This is a genomic window from Pimelobacter simplex, assembly GCF_900114845.1.
Taxonomy (GTDB): domain Bacteria; phylum Actinomycetota; class Actinomycetes; order Propionibacteriales; family Nocardioidaceae; genus Nocardioides; species Nocardioides simplex.
This window is the reverse complement of sequence record NZ_FOUK01000001.1, coordinates 1480730-1498257: the sequence shown is the minus strand read 5'-3', so window position 1 is coordinate 1498257 and position 17528 is coordinate 1480730. Positions and strand designations below refer to the sequence as shown.

General features: G+C 72.4%; 16 protein-coding genes. 5 read left to right on the top strand and 11 right to left on the bottom strand.

Annotated elements, in window-relative coordinates; genetic code table 11:
* Nucleotides 1-16: 16 nt before the first annotated feature.
* The 6 genes from BM223_RS07265 to yczE are packed head-to-tail and all read right to left on the bottom strand — an operon-like array spanning nt 17 to nt 6258.
* Complete coding sequence (locus BM223_RS07265) at nt 17-946, bottom strand: glutamate ABC transporter substrate-binding protein (RefSeq protein WP_038680503.1); 930 nt, start codon at nt 944-946, stop codon at nt 17-19.
* Nucleotides 943-2229, bottom strand: a complete 1287-nt coding sequence (locus tag BM223_RS07260; RefSeq protein ID WP_052138867.1) for a hypothetical protein — start codon at nt 2227-2229, stop codon at nt 943-945. The genes BM223_RS07265 and BM223_RS07260 overlap by 4 nt, the downstream gene beginning before the upstream one ends.
* On the bottom strand, nt 2226-3770 hold the full coding sequence (locus BM223_RS07255; RefSeq protein WP_052138868.1) for an AAA family ATPase: 1545 nt from the start codon (nt 3768-3770) through the stop codon (nt 2226-2228). Before BM223_RS07255 ends, BM223_RS07260 begins: the two co-directional genes overlap by 4 nt.
* Nucleotides 3767-4288, bottom strand: coding sequence for a hypothetical protein (locus tag BM223_RS07250; protein WP_082003725.1), 522 nt, complete (start codon nt 4286-4288; stop codon nt 3767-3769). Before BM223_RS07250 ends, BM223_RS07255 begins: the two co-directional genes overlap by 4 nt.
* A 13-nt stretch (nt 4289-4301) precedes the next feature.
* Entirely contained in the window at nt 4302-5531 is a 1230-nt protein-coding gene (locus BM223_RS07245) for a toxic anion resistance protein (protein WP_038680505.1), read from the bottom strand.
* Between the two features lie 40 nt (nt 5532-5571).
* Nucleotides 5572-6258: a membrane protein YczE gene (gene yczE / locus BM223_RS07240; RefSeq protein WP_052138869.1), complete on the bottom strand. Its 687-nt coding sequence runs from the start codon at nt 6256-6258 to the stop codon at nt 5572-5574.
* Between the two features lie 62 nt (nt 6259-6320).
* Here yczE and yczR point away from each other — a divergent pair, with 62 nt between their 5' ends.
* A complete protein-coding gene (yczR, locus tag BM223_RS07235; protein ID WP_038680507.1) occupies nt 6321-7775 on the top strand; it encodes a MocR-like transcription factor YczR in 1455 nt (484 codons plus the stop codon).
* A 60-nt stretch (nt 7776-7835) separates the two neighbouring features.
* Nucleotides 7836-9371, top strand: a complete 1536-nt coding sequence (locus tag BM223_RS07230) for a fibronectin type III domain-containing protein (RefSeq protein ID WP_038680509.1) — start codon at nt 7836-7838, stop codon at nt 9369-9371.
* Nucleotides 9372-9378: 7 nt separating this feature from the next.
* Here BM223_RS07230 and serA read toward each other — a convergent pair whose 3' ends face one another.
* On the bottom strand, nt 9379-10968 hold the full coding sequence (gene serA / locus BM223_RS07225; RefSeq protein WP_038680511.1) for a phosphoglycerate dehydrogenase: 1590 nt from the start codon (nt 10966-10968) through the stop codon (nt 9379-9381).
* Between the two features lie 128 nt (nt 10969-11096).
* On the opposite strand from serA, the gene BM223_RS07220 reads away from it, so the two are divergent.
* Nucleotides 11097-11618 carry a nuclear transport factor 2 family protein gene (locus BM223_RS07220; protein WP_038680513.1) on the top strand — a complete coding sequence of 174 codons (522 nt, stop codon included), beginning with the start codon at nt 11097-11099 and terminating at the stop codon, nt 11616-11618.
* Here BM223_RS07220 and efeB read toward each other — a convergent pair.
* The 3 genes from efeB to efeU are packed head-to-tail and all read right to left on the bottom strand — an operon-like array spanning nt 11600 to nt 14928.
* Complete coding sequence (efeB, locus tag BM223_RS07215; RefSeq protein ID WP_235318966.1) at nt 11600-12823, bottom strand: iron uptake transporter deferrochelatase/peroxidase subunit; 1224 nt, start codon at nt 12821-12823, stop codon at nt 11600-11602. The two genes, BM223_RS07220 and efeB, sit on opposite strands and share 19 nt — an antisense overlap.
* A gap of 44 nt (nt 12824-12867) precedes the next feature.
* Complete coding sequence (gene efeO / locus BM223_RS07210; RefSeq protein ID WP_038680515.1) at nt 12868-14058, bottom strand: iron uptake system protein EfeO; 1191 nt, start codon at nt 14056-14058, stop codon at nt 12868-12870.
* Nucleotides 14059-14061: 3 nt separating this feature from the next.
* Nucleotides 14062-14928: an iron uptake transporter permease EfeU gene (gene efeU / locus BM223_RS07205; protein ID WP_038680517.1), complete on the bottom strand. Its 867-nt coding sequence runs from the start codon at nt 14926-14928 to the stop codon at nt 14062-14064.
* Between the two features lie 144 nt (nt 14929-15072).
* Between efeU and BM223_RS07200 the strand changes: the two genes are divergently transcribed.
* Together BM223_RS07200 and BM223_RS07195 are read left to right on the top strand one after the other, a co-directional pair.
* A complete protein-coding gene (locus BM223_RS07200; protein WP_075018491.1) occupies nt 15073-16347 on the top strand; it encodes a PD40 domain-containing protein in 1275 nt (424 codons plus the stop codon).
* Between the two features lie 72 nt (nt 16348-16419).
* Entirely contained in the window at nt 16420-16872 is a 453-nt protein-coding gene (locus tag BM223_RS07195) for a MaoC family dehydratase (protein WP_038680521.1), read from the top strand.
* 4 nt (nt 16873-16876) lie between these two features.
* Here the strand turns inward: BM223_RS07195 and BM223_RS07190 are convergent, their stop codons facing one another.
* Complete coding sequence (locus tag BM223_RS07190; protein WP_038680523.1) at nt 16877-17521, bottom strand: DsbA family oxidoreductase; 645 nt, start codon at nt 17519-17521, stop codon at nt 16877-16879.
* Nucleotides 17522-17528 lie beyond the last annotated feature (7 nt).

The following is a 17528-nucleotide window of genomic DNA, read 5'->3' as shown; positions in this document are numbered from 1 at the left end:
GTGGCCAGGTCCACGGTCACCGGCCGTACGCGGGGGCAGGTGGCGCGGTGTCGACCTTGAGGTAGGGCTTCAGCCAGGTCGCGTAGGCGTCCTGCCACTCGCCGTCGGTGCGCATCTGCTGCAGCACCGAGTTGGCGAACCGGACCAGGTCGACGGCGTCCTCGTTGAAGGCCAGGCCGTAGGGCTCGTCGGAGAGCTTGGTCTGCTGGGGAGGCACGACCGCGTAGGGGTCCTGCGCGGCGAGACCGGCCAGCACGGTGTCGTCGCCGGTGATCGCGTCGACGTCGCCCTTCTGGAACAGGATCAGGCAGCCGGTGTGGTTGCTGGCACCGACCGGCTCGGCGCCTGGTGCGACCTCGGTGATGCGGGCGAGGCTGGTCGTGGCCGTGGGTGCACAGACCTTCTTGCCGGAGAGGCTCTCCGGGCCCTGGTAGCTCGCGGCCTGGTCCCTGCGGACCAGGACCTTCTGGGTCGCGTTGTAGTAGACCGACGAGAAGGCGACCTGCTCCCAGCGCTCGCAGTTGACTGTCATGTTGCGCGCCACCATGTCGATGGTGCCGTTCTTGAGGAGCTCCGTGCGATCGGCGGCCGAGATGACGCGCAGGTCGAGGGTCACCCCCAGCGCCTTGGCGATGGCCTTCGCGAACTCGATGTCGAAGCCCTTGAGCTCACCGTCGACCGGGTCGCTGAAGCCCATCTGGAACGTGTCGCCCGAGACGCCGACGACCAGCCGCCCCTTGTTCTTCAGCTCGGCGACAGCCTTGGCCCGGTCGTTGCTCGGTGCGTAGGACTGCGTGGGGTTGTCGCACTGGACCGGCTCCGAGGAGGACGCCGCCTTCGGCTCGGCGGGCTGGGCCTTCGGCACCGGCGTCGCGTCGTACCCGCAGGCGGCGAGCAGGACGGCTGCGGCAGCCAGGGTCGCGGCCAGGGTCCGGGACCGGCTCATGAGAACTCCCTCCGTCGCTCACCGATTCCTCGGGAGAGAAACACCGATGCGGCGATGCCGAGCAGGATCGTGAGCCCGCTCAGGATGAGCGCGAGCGACCGCCCGCTGCGCAGGTCCTCGGCCGCCGAGTCGCCGTTCTTCGTCGCGGCCGCCTTGGCTGCCTCGTCGAACTTGCCGAAGTCGGTGACGCTCTGCCCGAGGGCGAGCTTGCGCGCCTGCTCCCAGTTGCCGTCGTCGTCGAGCTTCTTGATGTCCGCGTGCGTCGCGGCGTAGGCCTTCCAGTCGCTGAGCGAGCTGGTTCCGGACGCGGCCACCTTGTCGGCGGAGGCCTGCCAGTTGTCCTCGTAGGTCGTGCCGGAGCCCCGCTTGATCAGCCGGAGGCTCTCGTTGGCCTTGGCGTCGTTGCCCTCGGTGCGCGCGTCGGCCTCGGCCACCGCCTTGGCGAACTCTCCCTCGCGCAGGCTGTCGTTGGAGCTGTCCCGGATCCAGGCGCCGACCACCGTCACCAGCGTCACGCCGAGGACGATGAGCGCGGCGATCGCGATGCCCTTGTTGATCCGCCGCCGGAACCGCTGGGCCAGCTCGCGGTTGAGCCAGAAGAGCACGCCGAGCGCGACGACGCCGAGGAGCAGCAGCCAGAACGGGTGCTGGCCTCCCATCGCGTCCTCCGCGCGCTGCTGGTTGGACTTCACCAGCGCATCGAGGATCGGGATCGCGTTGCCGTCGGCACGGAGCGCGACGCTGGCGCCGCTGAGGTACTCGGCACCGATCGGGAAGCCCTGCCGGTTGTTGTCGCGGGCCTGGGCGACGGCGGTGGTGTAGTCGGTGACCTTGACGTTGAGCTGTTCCAGCGCGGCGCGGTCGGCCGGCTGGGCGTCGGCCGCAGTGGCGATGCCTTTCAGCACGGACTCGATCGCCTCGTCGTACTTCGTGCGCTGCGCGGCGTCCTCGAGCCCGCCGCGGAGGAACGCGTTGGTCGCGGTGGCGTCGGCGCTGAGCAGGGAGGTCTTGATGCCCTGGACCCGCAGCAGCTGCTCGGTGTCGGCCGCCGCCCGCCCGTCGGCCTGCCAGCCCACGAACTGCACGAGCGCGCTGACCAGCCCGAAGACGATGGCGACGCTCATCCCGATGAGCTGCCAGCGGTTGAGCAGCGCCGGCGTGTCGACGTACGACGGCTCGGCCTGCGCGACCGCTGTGGTGGCCGGCACCGGGGCCGGTGCCGCGACGGCGGCGGACGGCGGTGGGGGCGGCGGGGCCGCCTGGGGGGTGGCGGTCTGGCTCACGACTCCTCCTCAGGGGCGGGGAACGGGTCGACCGGCTCGGTCGGGGGGACCTCGGCGGGCGGCTCGAGGTCGGTGTCGGAGGCGAGGTCCTCGGGCAGCAGGGTGCGCAGCTCGTCGAGGGTGGGCTCGGCGATGTCGCGCAGGCGCCAGGCGTGGTGGCCGATGGCGGCCTCCATGAGGTTGCGGACGAACCGCGCGTTGCCGAACGAGGGGCCGCGCTCGGTACCGGCGAGGATCTCGCGGAGCCGGGCCAGGACCGGCTCGCCGGCGTCGTAGTCGGCGGCGCCGACCATGGAGGCGAAGATGGCGGCGAGCTCGTCGTCGGTGTAGTCGGCGAAGTCGATGGTGGTGCGGAAGCGGCTCTCGAGGCCGGGGTTCTCGGATATGAAGATCGCCATCGGCAGCGGGTAGCCGGCGACGATGACGACGAGGTCGTCGCGCTTGTCCTCCATCTCCTTGACGAGGGTGTCGATCGCCTCCTTGCCGTACTGGTCGCCGGAGAGCGAGTAGGCCTCGTCGATGAAGAGGACGCCGCCCTCGGCGGACTTGACGACCTCGACGGTCTTCGCGGCGGTCTGGCCGAGGTAGCCGGCGACGAGCTCGGAGCGGTCGACCTCGACGAGCTGTCCCTTGGAGAGCAGCCCGAGGGCGCGGTAGATGCCGGCGACCAGGCGCGCGACCGTGGTCTTGCCGGTGCCGGGGTTGCCGTTGAAGACGAGGTGCCGGGTGATGGTCGGCGACTCGAGGCCGGCCTTCTTGCGCAGCCCCTCGATCCGCAGGACGGCGGCCTGGCGGTGGATCTCGGCCTTCACGTCGGCCAGGCCGATCAGCGCGTCGAGCTCGGCGAGGAGCTCCTCGACCGTCTTGACCGGCTCGTCGGGCTTCGCCTCCTCGGCGGGCGGGGTGGCCGGTTCGGCCGCCTGGGTCTGGACGCCGTCGGCGGCGGGCGGTGCGTCGCCCGCGCCCGCGGGCTCGTCGGTCACCGGCGACGAGCCGGGCGCGGCGCCGTTGAGGGCACCGAGCTGGCGGCGGACCTGGTCTCCGACCCGGCGCACCTGGTCGAGCACCTGGTCGCCGAGCCCCGGCACCGGCTGGCGCGGGGGCAGGTCGAACGCGCCCGGCGCGGCGGACGACGGCGTCAGCGAGGCGGACGCCGGCGAGCCCCCGAGCTGGGCGGTGGTCACCGTGGTGGCGGCGCCGACGGCGTCCGGGCCGGGCTCGCCGAGCGCCGAGCCGGCCAGCGCGACGTCGGCGAGTGCGCCGGCGTAGTCGGCGGACTCGGCCGACTTGGCGAGCAGCAGCGAGGCCATCAGCGGGGTCGGGCCGGCGCGGAACCGGTTGCCGCGCTTGGCGGCGAGCATGTGCTCCTCGGCCGAGCGCTCGCGCCCGGTCTGGGCGCACCAGTCGACGAAGGCGCCGCGGGAGCGCTCGGAGACGGTGGCCGCGACGGCCTCTCCCTCGGCACGCGCGGCGGCCTCGTCCAGCCCGGCCTTGCGGGCCGCGGCGACGAGCGCGTCGAGGGCGTCGGCGAGGGAGGTCATGGGGTTCCTAGCGTGAGGTCGGGGCCGCCCGAGGAGGAGTGGCCGAACTTGGCGTCGAGGAAGCGGGTGTGGGCGATGAGCGCCTGGGCGTCGGCACGGTTGGCCGCGTCGAGGATCTGGTCCATCGTCACGCCGAGCAGCTCGAGCGCCTCGATCAGGATGAGCAGTGCCGTCTTGGGGCCGTCGATCGGCCGGGTGTCGGCCCAGTCGCGCGGCAGCCGGAGGTAGGACTGCAGCGCCTCGGGGAGGTAGTCGGTCGCGGTCGCCACGACCGAGTAGCCCTCTTCGCTGCCGAGCCCGAGCTGGCTGATCCGCGGCAGGGTCTGGTTGATGGTGCGCGCGATGCGCTCCACCCGCGAGACGACCACCGGCGGCGCATTGGCCTCACGCAGCATCGCGTAGACCTGGTTGAGCGCAGCCCGGATGTCCTGCTCGGTCGGCGGCGCGGGTACGACGTACGCCGCCTCGTCCGGAGCGCCGCCCCCAGCGCGGCGGCGCCACCACGTCTTCAACCCCACCCGATGCCTCTGGTCAGCCGATGTCGAGCGTGCCGGCGGCGTTGCGGGCGTCGTGCTGCTGGACGCGCTCGAGGTAGGCCTTCGACTTCTGCACCTCGGTCTCGAGGACGCCGATGGTGGTCGACATGTTGTCGAGCGCCTTGAGCTTGAACTCGTCGATGGAGTCCATGGTCGCGTAGATGTTGGCGAACGCGGCCTGCAGCTGCTCCATGCCGATCGTGGACGACGCCGCCTGCTCCTGGATCGCCGCCGAGTTCTCCTTGAGCATCTCGGAGGTGCGCTGGATCATCGCCGACGTCGTGGTGTTGAGGGCGGTGATCTGGTCGAGCACGAGCTTCTGGTTGTTGAGCGCCTGGGCGACGATGACCGCGGTCCGCAGCGCGGAGATGGTGGTCGTGGTGGCCCGGTCGACGCCCTTGATGAGCTCGATGTTGTTCTTGATGATGATGTCGATCGCCAGGTAGGCCTGGATCGACACCGCGAGCTGGGTGAGCAGGTCCTGGTGCTTCTGGCGGACGTAGAAGAGCACGTCCTGCGAGAGCGTCTTGGCCGTCTCGGGGTCGCTCAGCTCGAGCTCGGCGATCTTGGCGGAGAGCTTGGCGTCGAGCTTCTCGGCGACGTAGATGTACTGGTTGAGCCGGCCCATCACGGACCAGAGGTTGGTCTTCTCGAGGTTGAGGGCGACGTTGTCGCGGGTCAGCTCGTCCTGGCCGCTGCGCAGCGAGTGCAGGATGCCGTTGAGCTGGCTCTGCGAGGACTGGTACTTGCGGAAGTAGTCCTCGACCTTGTCGTTGAAGGGCAGCTTGTCCCACCACTTCTTGACGCCGGTGGCCTGGCCCGGGTCGAGGTCCTCGACGGTGCGGCGCAGCGCGAGCAGCGTCTTGCCGACGTCGGAGCCCTGCGCGATGCCGCCCTGCTTGAGCGCCGAGACGGGCTTGTCGAGCATCCGGTTGGACGTCTCGGCGGCCTTGCGGATGTCGGCGGAGCCCATCGTGCGGACGTTCTCGGCCTGCGCGGCGAACTCCGGGCTGCCCGCCTTGGTCGAGGTGAGCGAGGTCAGGAAGCTGTCGACCTTCGCGTCGAGCTCGGGCACCATCGTCGCCTCGACCTGGGGCGCCATCTTGGGCGCCTGGGTCTCCACGACCGGGGCCGGAGCCTCGGGCGCGGTCAGCGTGATGACGGGCTCGGGGGGTGCGAGCGGGGTGGGCTCGGGGGCGGCAGCCTGGGAACCGTCGGTGGTCATGAGAGCGAGCCTATCCAGCCGACCCGACGTTCATGCAGGGTCAGCGAGGAAGTTCAGGGTCCGGCTCAGGGATCCCACCGACCCGCGCGGTACCCGGAAGCGTGACGAGGAACCACGGCATCATCCACTGGGCGATGGGTCCGATGGTGAGCGCGTACGCCACCGTGCCCAGTCCGAGCGTGCCGCCGAGCAGCAGGCCGAGCACCACGACGGTCACCTCGATGCCGGTCCGGACCAGCCGGATCGAGAGCCCGGTACGTCGGGCGAGGCCGGTCATCAGCCCGTCGCGCGGGCCGCGTCCGAGCTGGGCGCCGATGTAGAGGGCGGTGGCCAGCCCGCACAGCACGATGCCGCCCACCATGAGCGCGATCCGGGCCGCCATCGCGTCGGGTGCGTCGAACATCCCGAGCGTCACGTCGGCGGCGACGCCGACGACGAGCGCGTTGGAGATGGTGCCGAGGCCGGGCTTCTCGCGCAGCGGGATCCACAGCAGGAGCACGATGAAGCTGAACACCACGACCGCCTGGCCGAGCGTGATCGGGACGTGCCGGATCACGCCGGAGTGCAGCACGTCCCACGGCGCGAGGCCGATGTCGCCGAGCACCATGAGGGCCAGGCTGACGCCGTAGAGCCACAGGCCGACGTACAGCTGCACGAGGCGACGGGGCAGCTTCCCCGCGCGCAGCTGGGTGAGCGGTCCGAGGTCGACGAGCTGGACGGTGGTCATGAGATCCAGGGTGCGGCCGATTGGACTGTCGCAAAAGAGCCAATTCTGATTCACTGGCCTGCATGACGCAGGCCACTTCGCTCTCCGCCGCCCGGCTCGCTGGCCTGGTCGACGGCTTCGACCGCTCCCCCGCGTACGTCGGCCTGGCCGACGCGCTGCGCGAGCTGATCGGCGACGGGCGGATCGGCTACGGCACCCGGCTGCCCAGCGAGCGGGACCTGACCGAGGCGCTCGGCGTCTCGCGCACCACCGTCACCCGCGCCTACGCCGTGCTGCGCGACTCGGCCTACGCCGAGGCCCGGCAGGGGGCCGGCACGTTCACCCGGCTGCCCGGCGGCCGGACCCGGGCGCTCGACCGCGCGCTGTGGCCCAGCGACGTCGGCAACGGCGTCATCGACCTGGTCTGCGCCGCCGCGACCGCGCCCCCGGGCATCGCCGCCGTCTACGCCGAGGCCGCGGCCGACCTGCCGGCCCACCTCGGCGGGCACGGCTACTTCCCTGCCGGGATGCCGGACCTGCAGGCCGCCATCGCCGCGGCGTACGACGCCCGCGGGCTGCCCACCGCGCCCGAGCAGGTCATCGTCACCCCGGGCGCGCTCGCGGCCACCGCCGTGGTCGGCACGGCCCTGGCCGGGCCCCGCGACAAGGTGCTCGTCGAGTCGCCGACCTACCCCAACGCGGTGCGGGCACTGCGGGCCGGCGGCGGGCGGATCGCCGCGATCCCCCTCGACCCGTCCGGCTGGGACCTCGACGCGGTCGACGCCGCGCTGGCCCGGCACGCGCCCCGGCTCGTGCACGTGATGCCGGACTTCCACAACCCGACCGGGCTGGTGCTCAGCGAGCGCGAGCGGGCGTCGTACGGGCGGATGCTGGCGCGGCACGGCGCGACCGCCGTCGTCGACGAGGCGCACCACCTGCTGGGGCTCGACGACCTCGACAGCACCGCGGCGCCGACCCCGTTCGCGGCGCACGCCAAGGACGCGATCTGCGTCGGCAGCGCCAGCAAGTCGGTGTGGGGCGGCCTGCGGATGGGCTGGATCCGGGCCCCGCACGCCCTCGTCGACCGGCTCACCCGCGCTCGGGTCGGGCTCGACCTCGGCGTCCCGGTGCTGGAGCAGCTGGTGCTGACCCGGCTCCTCCAGGGCGACCTCGACGGCGTCGTGCGCGCCCAGCGCGAACGGCTGCGCGAGCAGCGCGACGCCCTGGCCGGCGCGCTCACCGAGCGGCTGCCCGACTGGACCTTCCGGATGCCGGCCGGCGGCATGGCGCTGTGGTGCCGGCTGCCCGTCGCCGCCGCGACGGCGCTCTCGGTCGAGGCGGAGCGGCACGGCGTCCTCCTGGCGCCCGGCCCGTCGTTCGCGCCCGAGGGCGGGCTCGACCGCTACGTCCGGCTCCCCTATGCCGTCGCCGCGCCGCTGCTCGTCGAGGCCGTCGACCGGATCGCCGACGCATGGGCCGTGGTCGGTGCGGGCGGCGCCCGCGCCACGGGAGGCACGGCGCCGGTGCTCGTCGCCTGAGCGCACGATTACGACGAATCCCCATCGCGGAGCCGGTCTCCGCCCGCCCACGATCGGGTCGTGGACCTCCTCCGTCGCGCCCTGGCGCTCCTGCTCCTCGTCGGCCTGACCGCGATCGCCGCGCCCGCGCACGCCGCGCCGCCGGGCAACGACGCCCGCGCGTCCGCGACGACCATGCAGTACGGCAACAGCTACGGGGTGACCACCACCGAGGCGACCACCGAGGCCGGGGAGGCGCAGCCGTGCGGCGTCACGTCGGGGCACTCGGTCTGGTACCGCTTCTCCCCTTCGGTGTCGGCGACCTACGTCCTCGACACCGTCGGCAGTCCGCTCGACACGGTGGTCTCCGTCGAGAGCTCCGCCGGCACGACCCTGGGCTGCAACGACGACGCGGAGCGCGGCGTCTCCGGGTCACGGCTCGCGATCGCGCTGACGAGCGGGGCGACCTACTACGTGCGGGTGGCCGGCTACGGCGGCGCCTCGGGCAGCTTCCTGATGTACCTGCTCGCCGAGGCACCGGCCAACGACGACCGTGCCGCGGCGGCGAACCTCTTCTTCAACGGCAGCCGCGAGGTCGGCCTGCTCCAGGCGAGCACCGAGCCGGACGAGCCGTCCGCGGACTGCGAGGCCGGCCTGCACCACACCGTCTGGTACCGCTACGTGCCCACCCAGGCGGGCCGGCTGACCATCGCCAACGGCAACGCCTGGGCCGCGCGGATGCGCCTGTACGACGCCACCGCGAGCACACCCCAGGCACTCGTGTGCGACAGCTACCACGACGGCGACACCGGTCAGTTCGGCAAGATCGACCAGTACGTCCGGCCCGGCCGGACCTACCTGCTCCAGATCGGCGCGCCACCCGGCGTCACCGCCGAGCGGACCACCATCGCGGCCGGGTTCACCCCGGGCGCCCAGCCGGCCAACGACTCCTTCGCGACCCCCGCCCGGCTCGGCGGGCTCCGCGGCTCCTTCACGGTTCCCGCGGGGCAGCTGACCACGGAGGCCTTCGAGTGGCCGCTCTACGGAGGCGCCCGGATCGGCCTCCACTCCGCCTGGTACCGCTGGACCGCGCCGGCGAGCGGCACGCTGCGCCTGACCGTGCCGGACTCACTCCAGACCATCAAGGTCTGGAAGGACGTCGCCAACCCCGGCCTGCTCGACCCGACCGGCCTCGGCACGCCGAGCAGCCCCGCCGGCGGCGGCAGCCTGCTGACCGTGCCGATCACCCGCGGGACGACGTACCGGGTCCTCGCCGACTGGCGCAGCCCGGCGACGTTCCCCGTGTCCTACGCCCTCGACACGACGGCGACCGCGCCCGCGGCCCCCACCCGGCCCGCGGTCAAGGTGCGCCCCCGGACGGCCGTCGTGACCTGGCGCGCGCCCGCCGACGGCGGAGCCTCGATCACCGGCTACACGGTGACGGTCCGCGGCACCGTCGCCGGGCGGAAGCGCACGATCGTGCGCCAGGCCGGGCCCGCGGCTCGTCGTACGGTGCTGCGCGGGCTGAAGCCCGGGCGCTACCGGGTCGTCGTCACCGCGACGAACGCGATCGGGACGTCGCCCGCGAGTCCGCGAGCCCGGTTCGGGATCCGCTGAGCCGGCGCTAGACGAGGTCGACCGCGCGGATCGACGTCGCCTCGATGGCGACCGCGATCTGGGCGAGCGAGTCGGCCGGGATCGCCGAGTCGACCGACAGCGCGACGAGCGCCTCGCCGCCCTTGGTCTCGCGGGAGACCTGCATGCCGGCGATGTTGACGTCGGCCTCGCCGAGGATCTGGCCGACGGTGCCGACCATGCCCGGGCGGTCGACGTAGGTGAAGAACGCGAGGTGCTCGGTCAGCTCGATGTCGACGCTGAAGCCGTTGACCTCGACCAGCCGCTCGTGCTGGGCGATGCCGACGAGCGTGCCGCTGACCGAGACCTGGCTGCCGTCGGCGAGCGTGCCGCGCAGGGTGATCAGGTTGCGGTGGTCGGCGCTGTCGCTGTCGGTGACGAGTCGGACCGCGATGCCGCGCTCGGCCGCCAGCAGCGGAGCGTTGACGTAGGAGACCTGGTCCTCGACGACGCCGCCGAAGACACCCTTGAGGGCGGCCAGCTCGAGCACCTTGACGTCGTGGTCGGCGATCTCGCCGCGCACCTCGACGTCGAGCTGCTGCGCGACCTCGCCGGCGACGGCGGTGAAGACCTGGCCGAGCTTCTCGGTGAGCGGGATGCCGGGCCGGACGTCCTCGGCGATCACCCCGCCCTGGACGTTGACCGCGTCGGGCACCAGCTCGCCGGAGAGCGCGAGCCGGACGGACTTGGCGACGGCGATGCCGGCCTTCTCCTGGGCCTCGTCGGTGGACGCACCGAGGTGCGGCGTCGCGACGACGTTCTCGAGCTCGAAGAGCGGGCTGTCGGTGCACGGCTCCTTGGCGAAGACGTCGAGGCCGGCAGCGGCGATCCGGCCGGTCTTGAGCGCGTCGTAGAGCGCGCCCTCATCGACGATCCCGCCGCGGGCGGCGTTGACCAGCACCAGCGACGGCTTCGCCTTGGCGAGCGCGTCGGCGTCGATGAGGCCGATCGTCTCGGGCGTCTTGGGCAGGTGGACGGACATGAAGTCCGCCTCGGCCATCAGGGTGTCGAGGTCGACCAGGCGGACACCGACCTGGGCCGCGCGGCCGGCCTGCACGTAGGGGTCGTAGGCGATCACGTTCATGCCGAACGCCGCGAGGCGCTGGGCGACGAGGACGCCGATCCGGCCGAGGCCGACGATGCCGACCGTCTTCTCGAACAGCTCGATGCCGGTGTAGCGCGAGCGCTTCCACTCGCCGTTGCGCAGCGCCGCGTGGGCGGGCGAGACGTGGCGGGCGGCAGCGAGCATCAGCGCCACGGCGAGCTCGGCGGCCGAGACGATGTTGGACGTCGGCGCGTTGACGACCATGACGCCGGACTGGGTCGCGGCCTTCACGTCGACGTTGTCGAGGCCCACGCCGGCCCGGGCGACGACCTTGAGCCGCTTGGCGACCGCGAGCGCCTCGGCGTCGACCTTCGTGGCGGAGCGGACGAGGACCGCGTCGACGTCCACGATGGCGGGGAGCAGCTCGGCCCGGTCGGCGCCATTGCAGTGGCGGATCTCGAAGTCCGGGCCCAGCGCCTCGACGGTCGCGGGGCTCAGCTCTTCGGCGATCAGGACGACGGGGCGATCGGTCACAGCGATGTCCTTGCAGGATCGTGCGGGTAAGGGTGCGGCACGGCGCTGTGCGTGCCCGCCACGATACTCGATCCCGCCCTCCGGGAGCAGGTTCCCGGCCCCCGGAGCCGCTTCGTACGGTCGCCGCCATGGCCGACGACCCCACCGCCCTCGCCGCCCGCCTCGCCCACCTGGAGGCCGTGGCCGCCATCGAGGCGGTCAAGCACCGCTACTTCCGCGCCTGCGACGCCAAGGACCCGGCCGCCTTCCGGTCGTGCTTCGTCGCCACCGGCTCGGTCCTCGACTACGGCGAGCTCGGCAGCACCGACGCCGACGGCATGGCCGCCGTCTTCGAGAGGATCGCGCTGGAGCGCGACCCCGGCGACGGTCGCCACGTCGTCCTCGACATGCACCACGGCGTGCACCCCGACATCCAGGTCGTCGACGACGACCACGCCACGGGCGCGTGGACCCTGCGCTTCCGGCAGGTCGACCTGGCCCAGGGCACCGAGCGGGTCCTCAGCGGCGAGTACGCCGACGAGTACCGCCGCGAGGACGGCGCCTGGAAGATCGCCTCCTGCGTCTTCCGCGCGCAGTGGTCGATCACCCGGCCGCTCGGCGCGGACGTCGTCGTGCACGAGGTGGCGGACGCTCAGCCGAAGAGCGCCTGACCGACGTACTCCCCCTTGCCGACCCCCGGCGGGACGGCGAACAGCGCCGAGCTGGTGAACCGCAGGTACTCCATGAGTGCGTCCGACTTCGCCATCGCCCTCTGCAGCGGGATGAAGTGGGTGCGCGGGTCGCGGACGTAGGCGATGAAGAACAGCCCGGCGTCGAGGCCGCCGACGTCGTTGCTGCCGTCGACGAAGTTGTAGCCGCGGCGCAGCATCCGGACGCCGTCGAACTGGTCGGGGTGCACGACCCGGACGTGCGCGTCGACCGGGATGAGCGGGCCGGCGCTGCCCTCGATCCCGAAGTCCGGGTCGGAGAACTCCTTACCGCCCGAGAGCGGCGCTCCGCTGCCCTTGGTGCGCCCCACGAACTGCTCCTGGGCGTCGAGCGACTGGCGGTCCCAGATCTCGATGTTCATGTTGATCCGGCGGGCGACCAGGTACGAGCCGCCGCTCAGCCAGACCGCCGCCGGGTCGTCGTCCCCGCCGACCCAGACGTGCTCGTCGAGGGCCGCGCCCTCCTCGGCCTTGATGTTGGCGGTGCCGTCCTTGAAGCCGAACAGGTTGCGCGGTGTGGACTGGCTCGTCGACGTGGTGGACGTGCGGCCGAAGCCGAGCTGGGACCAGCGCACCGCCGTCGTCCCGAAGCCCATGCGGACCAGGTTGCGGATCGCGTGGACGGCGACCTGCGGGTCGTCGGCGCAGGCCTGGATGCAGAGGTCGCCGCCGCTGCGGCCGGGATCGATCACGTCGGCCGAGAACAGCGGCAGCGGCTCGAGCGCGGCCGGACGCCGGTCGGCGATGCCGAAGCGGTCGTTGCCGTCGGCGTCGCGGAAGAGCGTGGGGCCGAAGCCGAAGGTGATCGTCAGGCCGCTGGGCGGCAGGCCGATCGCCTCGCCGGTGTCGTCGGGCGGCGCGTCGGCGGCGCCCTCGACGGGGCCGACCGGGCCGGCGGAGCCGCCCTGGGTCATCCGCTCGGCGGCCTCGGTCCAGGCCTGCAGCAGGCGGACCAGCTCGTCGCGGTCGTCGGTGGTGACGTCGAGGGCGACGAAGTGGAGCCGGTCCTGCGCGGGCGTGACGATGCCGGCCTGCCGCTCCCCCCGGAACGGGTACGACGTGGCGCCCGGCGCCGCGGCCGCCGTCCCCTCGCCGGGGGCGCTGGCCCGGCCCACCGCGAACGCGCCGGCGGCCCCGGCGGCGGCCACGCCGCCGCCGAGGAGACCGCGTCGGCTGACGCGGGACCCGCCGGTCAGGAAGTCACCGCCGCGGTCAGCCGCGAGAGCGGCTCGGAGAGGGCGTTGACGGCGTCGGACAGCTCGCGCACCTGCGGCTGGGTCAGCTCGGTGTAGAGCACGAAGCCGTCGCCGGCGCGGTGCTGGTCGAGCAGCTTCTGGAGCGCGGCGAACTTGGTGGTGAGCTCCTTCGCCAGCGCGGCGTCCTTGTTCTCCAGCAGCGGCTGGACGCCCTCGTAGGCGACGCGGGCGCCGTCGATGTTGGCCTGGAAGTCCCACAGGTCGGTGTGCGACCAGGCCTCCTCCTCACCGGTGATCTTGCCCTTCGCGACCTCCTCGAGCAGGCCGATCGAGCCGTTGGCGATCGCGTCGATCGGGTAGCTCAGCGCGTCGGCGCCGGTGGCCTGGATGCGGCGGTCGAGCTCGGTGACGTTCTTGAGCAGGTCGTCGCCGTAGGTCTTGCGCGCGGCGGGCTTCAGGGCCTGGTAGCCCTTGGCCGGCGGCCACAGGTCCTTCTCGATCCGGTGCCAGCCGGTCCACTTCTCGCCGGCGGCGAAGTCGACGTCGGCCTCGCGGGCGTCGGTCAGCGGGTCGAGGTCGCCGAACGACTCGGCGACCGTCTCGATCCGCTCCCAGTGCTCGCGCGCGACCGGGTAGAGCGCCCGCGCCTCGTCGTCCTTGCCGCCCTCGTAGAGCTCGACGAACTGCTTCGTCTTCTCGAGCAGCTGGCCGGACTGGTCCTGCACGTAGGCGCGGTAGTTGGCCTGCGCCTGGTCGATGAGCTCCTGGTCGGAGGCGCTCGTCTCCTGCTCGTCGTCGGACGGGCTGACCGTGAACGCCGCCCGGATGCCCTCGCCGACCATGCCCGGCTTGCACGCCGTGAAGTAGTCGCCGGCCGGCGCGTTCACGGTGAGCTTCTTGGTCAGGCTCGGCCCGATGTTCTCGACCTCACCGACGATCCGCAGCCCGTCGCTGCCCAGCAGGTAGAACTCCGTGACGTCGGAGCCGGTGTTGGTCACGTCGAACGTCAGCGTGCCGGCCGGCGCCTTCCCGGCCGAGAGCTCACAGCCGTCGGCACTGGACGTGACGGTGAGCGCGCGGGCGTCACCGCCCTTGCCGCCGTTCTTGTCCGAAGCGTTCTCGGTGCAGGCGGCGAGGGCCGGGACGACGGCGAGGGCCGCCACCGAGGCGAGCAGGGTCTTGCGCATGGATCAGTGCTCCTGAGGCTGAGGGGTGGGTCGAGGCGCCCGGGTGCGGGCCCGGGTGCGGAAGAGGAAGATCGCGCCGACCGGGACGACGTACAGCGTCCAGACGAGGGCCTCGAGCTTGGTCGTGGCCGGCGAGAAGTTGAAGATGCCCTTGAGCAGGGTGCCGTACCAGGAGGACGGCGGGATCGCCGACGACACGTCGAAGGCGAGGTCGTGCAGGCCGGGCAGGATCCCGGCCTCCTGGAGGTCGTGGACGCCGTACGCGAGGACGCCGCCGGCCACGATGATGAGGAAGGCGCCGGTCCAGGTGAAGAAGACGCTCAGGTTGAGCCGGATCGCCCCCCGGTAGATCAGGTAGCCCAGCGCGACCGCCACCAGCAGCCCCAGCAGTGCTCCCACCAGGGGCTCCCACGTCGGCGTCACCGTGCCCACGCTCTCGCGCGTGCCCGCCTTGGTCGCCGCCCACAGGAACAGCGCCGTCTCGAGCCCCTCGCGGCCCACCGCCAGCATCGCGACGAACGCCAGCGACCAGCGCCCGGCGTCGGCCGCCCGGTCGATCTGGCCCCGCAGCTCGGCACCGAGCCCGCGGGCCGCCGTCGCCATCCAGAAGATCATCCACGTCACGAAGACCACCGCGAGGATCGACAGTCCCCCGCCGATCGCCTCCTGCGCCTCGAACGTCAGCCCGCGCGGCCCGAACGTCAGCGTCGCGCCGAACGCGAGCGAGATCGCCACCGCCAGGCCCACCCCCGCCCAGATCCGGGGCAGCAGCTCGCGCCGGCCGGACTTGACCAGGTAGGCCACGAGGATGCTGACCACCAGCGCGGCCTCGAGGCCTTCGCGCAGTCCGATCAGGAAGTTGGCGAGCACAAACGGCGAGCGTACTCCGCATGGTTAGCCTTGCCTAATGCGGTCCGTCGCGGTGGGACGCGCTCGCCCCCAGTGAGCCCCCAGTCCCCTCCCAACCCCGACGACGAAGGTGGCGCGAAACACTCCCCCGAGAGAGGAACCTCCGTGCCCCTCCCCCTTCGACGACGAGCAGCCGGCCTGATCGCCGCGCTCGGTCTCACCGCGTCCGCCCTCGCCCTGACCCCGGGAGCCGTGCCGGCCGCGCACGCGGCGCCGACCGGCGGCGGGTCGATCGTCTACATCAAGGACTACAACGTCTGGATCACCGACGGCGACGGCAGCGTCCACCGTCAGGTGACGCGCGGAGGCACGGCCGCCGCGCCGTGGCGCTCGCCCACCCAGTCGGACGCCGGGGTGGTGGTCGCGCACCGCGCGGGCGCCATCTACCGGATGAACCAGCGCGGCGAGGTCTTCAACGCGTTCTACCCGCCGGCGCTGTTCGACGCGATCGGGACGACGCTGTCGGGGCGCGACCTGACCGAGACGGCGATCTCGCCGGACGGCTCCAAGATCGCCTACACGTACTACAAGTACTCGCTGTCGAAGAAGCGGTGGGCCACCGGCTTCACGGCCTCCGACCGGGCCACCGACCCCACGAAGTACGACATCGCGTTCTTCGACAAGCCCTCGTGGGTGACCAACAGCCGGGTGGTGCTCAGCCACTGGTACCGCAACAAGGCGCACCTGTTCGACCTCGGCGGGCGCGACATCCCGTGGTTCAACGAGAGCTACTACACGCCGAACGCCAAGGAGCTCACCGACCTCGAGGTGTCCCGGGACGGCGAGTGGACGGTCGGCGTGCGCGGCGACGTGGGTGACCAGTCGGTGGTCGTGATCCACAACGAGGGCGATGTGCGGACGAGCGCCGCACCGTGGACGCCGGTGTTCGGCGTGACCAACCCGTGCGGCATCGGACTGGCCGACGGGAACCTCACCTCGCCCACGATCGCGCCCGACGGTTCGGTGCTCGCGTGGGCCGAGCCGGCGGGGATCGTCCGGTCGAGCGGGATGACCTGCGACCCCGGGACCCGGGTCGACATCATGGTGGCGCCCGGTGGGTCGAGCCCGTCGTGGTCGCGCGCGGCTGTGGGGCAGACGCCCAGCGTGCGGCACTTCGTGGCGAAGAAGCGGCCGAAGGTCGTCGGTCCCGCACGGGCACGCAAGACGCTCCGCGCGTACGCCGGCGCGTGGTCGCCCGCGCCCGCCTCGGTGAGCTACCAGTGGCTGCGCGACGGGAAGCGGATCACGGGCGCGACGAAGGCGGCGTACAAGGTGAGGAAGAAGGACCGGCGGCACCGGATCGCCGTGTCCGTCACGGTCCGCGGCACCGGCTATTACGTGCCGGCCACCGTCACGAGCACCGCCGTGCGCGTGCGCTGAGCCGGAGGCGTGGGGCGCCCGACCCGGCTAAGGTCGAAGGCAAAGGCCGCCGCCGACGAAGGAGTCACTGCCATGCGGGTGTTCACGACGTTCGAGGAGGTCGCCGAGGCGGCCGGGACCGACCTGGGAGCCAGTGACTGGGTCACGATCGACCAGCGCCGGGTCAACCAGTTCGCCGATGCGACGGGCGACCACCAGTGGATCCACGTCGACCTCGAGCGGGCCAAGGAAGGTCCGTTCGGGGGGACGATCGCGCACGGCTACCTGACGCTGTCGCTGGTGCCGTGGCTCGGCAGCCAGGTCTTCACCCTGCGGACGCCGGGCGCCAAGCTCAACTACGGCGTCAACAAGGTCCGCTTCCCGAACCCCCTGCTGGTCGGGAAGCGGGTCCGGCTCCACGTCCAGATGGGCGAGGTCGTCGACATCCCGAGCGGCAAGCAGCTCACGGTGCGGCACACGGTCGAGATCGAGGGCGAGGACAAGCCCGCCTGCGTCGCCGAGACCGTGGTGCTGCTGCTGCCGTGAGGGCTCAGGCGTCGGCGCGGCTCTCCCAGGCCTGCTGCAGGGCCTGCGCGAACAGCTCGGTGGGCTGGGCGCCGGAGATGCCGTAGCGGCCGTCGACCACGAAGAACGGGACGCCGGTCGAGCCGTACGCCTGGGCCTGCGCGACGTCGGCCATGACGTCGTCGCGGTACTCGGTGCTGCTCAGCACCTCGTCCACCCGGGCCGCGTCGAGGCCGGCGGCCGCGCCCGCACGGCGCAGGACGTCGTGGTCGCCGAGCGACTCGGCCCGCGTGAAGTACGCCGCGAGGAGCTCCTCGAGCAGCGCCTCCTGCCGCCCGGCCGACTTCGCGAGGTGCAGGAGGCGGTGCGCGGTGAGGGTGCGGGCGTGGAGCGCGTCGGCGTGGGAGAAGTGGAGGCCCTCGGCCGCGGCGACCTCGTCGGCACGCGCCATCATCGCGCGGGTGCCGGCCTCGTCGGCGCCGAACTTGCGGCCGAGCACGGTCACGGTGGACTCGGTGCCGACCTCGGGGGCGAAGGGGTCCAGCTCGTAGGAGCGGTAGACGAGCTCGACGTCGTCGCGGTGCTCGAAGTCCGCCAGGGCGTTCTCCAGCCGGCGCTTGCCGATGTAGCACCACGGACACACGACGTCGGCCCAGATCTCGATACGCACGAGGGGT

What these genes read in the sequence shown, in the direction of transcription:
- BM223_RS07265 (WP_038680503.1), bottom strand. Translation starts at nt 946, where the DNA reads ATGAGCCGGTCCCGGACCCTGGCCGCGACCCTGGCTGCCGCAGCCGTC.
- BM223_RS07255 (WP_052138868.1), bottom strand. Translation starts at nt 3,770, where the DNA reads ATGACCTCCCTCGCCGACGCCCTCGACGCGCTCGTCGCCGCGGCCCGC.
- BM223_RS07245 (WP_038680505.1), bottom strand. Translation starts at nt 5,531, where the DNA reads ATGACCACCGACGGTTCCCAGGCTGCCGCCCCCGAGCCCACCCCGCTC.
- yczE (WP_052138869.1), bottom strand. Translation starts at nt 6,258, where the DNA reads ATGACCACCGTCCAGCTCGTCGACCTCGGACCGCTCACCCAGCTGCGC.
- yczR (WP_038680507.1), top strand. Translation starts at nt 6,321, where the DNA reads ATGACGCAGGCCACTTCGCTCTCCGCCGCCCGGCTCGCTGGCCTGGTC.
- BM223_RS07220 (WP_038680513.1), top strand. Translation starts at nt 11,097, where the DNA reads ATGGCCGACGACCCCACCGCCCTCGCCGCCCGCCTCGCCCACCTGGAG.
- efeO (WP_038680515.1), bottom strand. Translation starts at nt 14,058, where the DNA reads ATGCGCAAGACCCTGCTCGCCTCGGTGGCGGCCCTCGCCGTCGTCCCG.
- BM223_RS07195 (WP_038680521.1), top strand. Translation starts at nt 16,420, where the DNA reads ATGCGGGTGTTCACGACGTTCGAGGAGGTCGCCGAGGCGGCCGGGACC.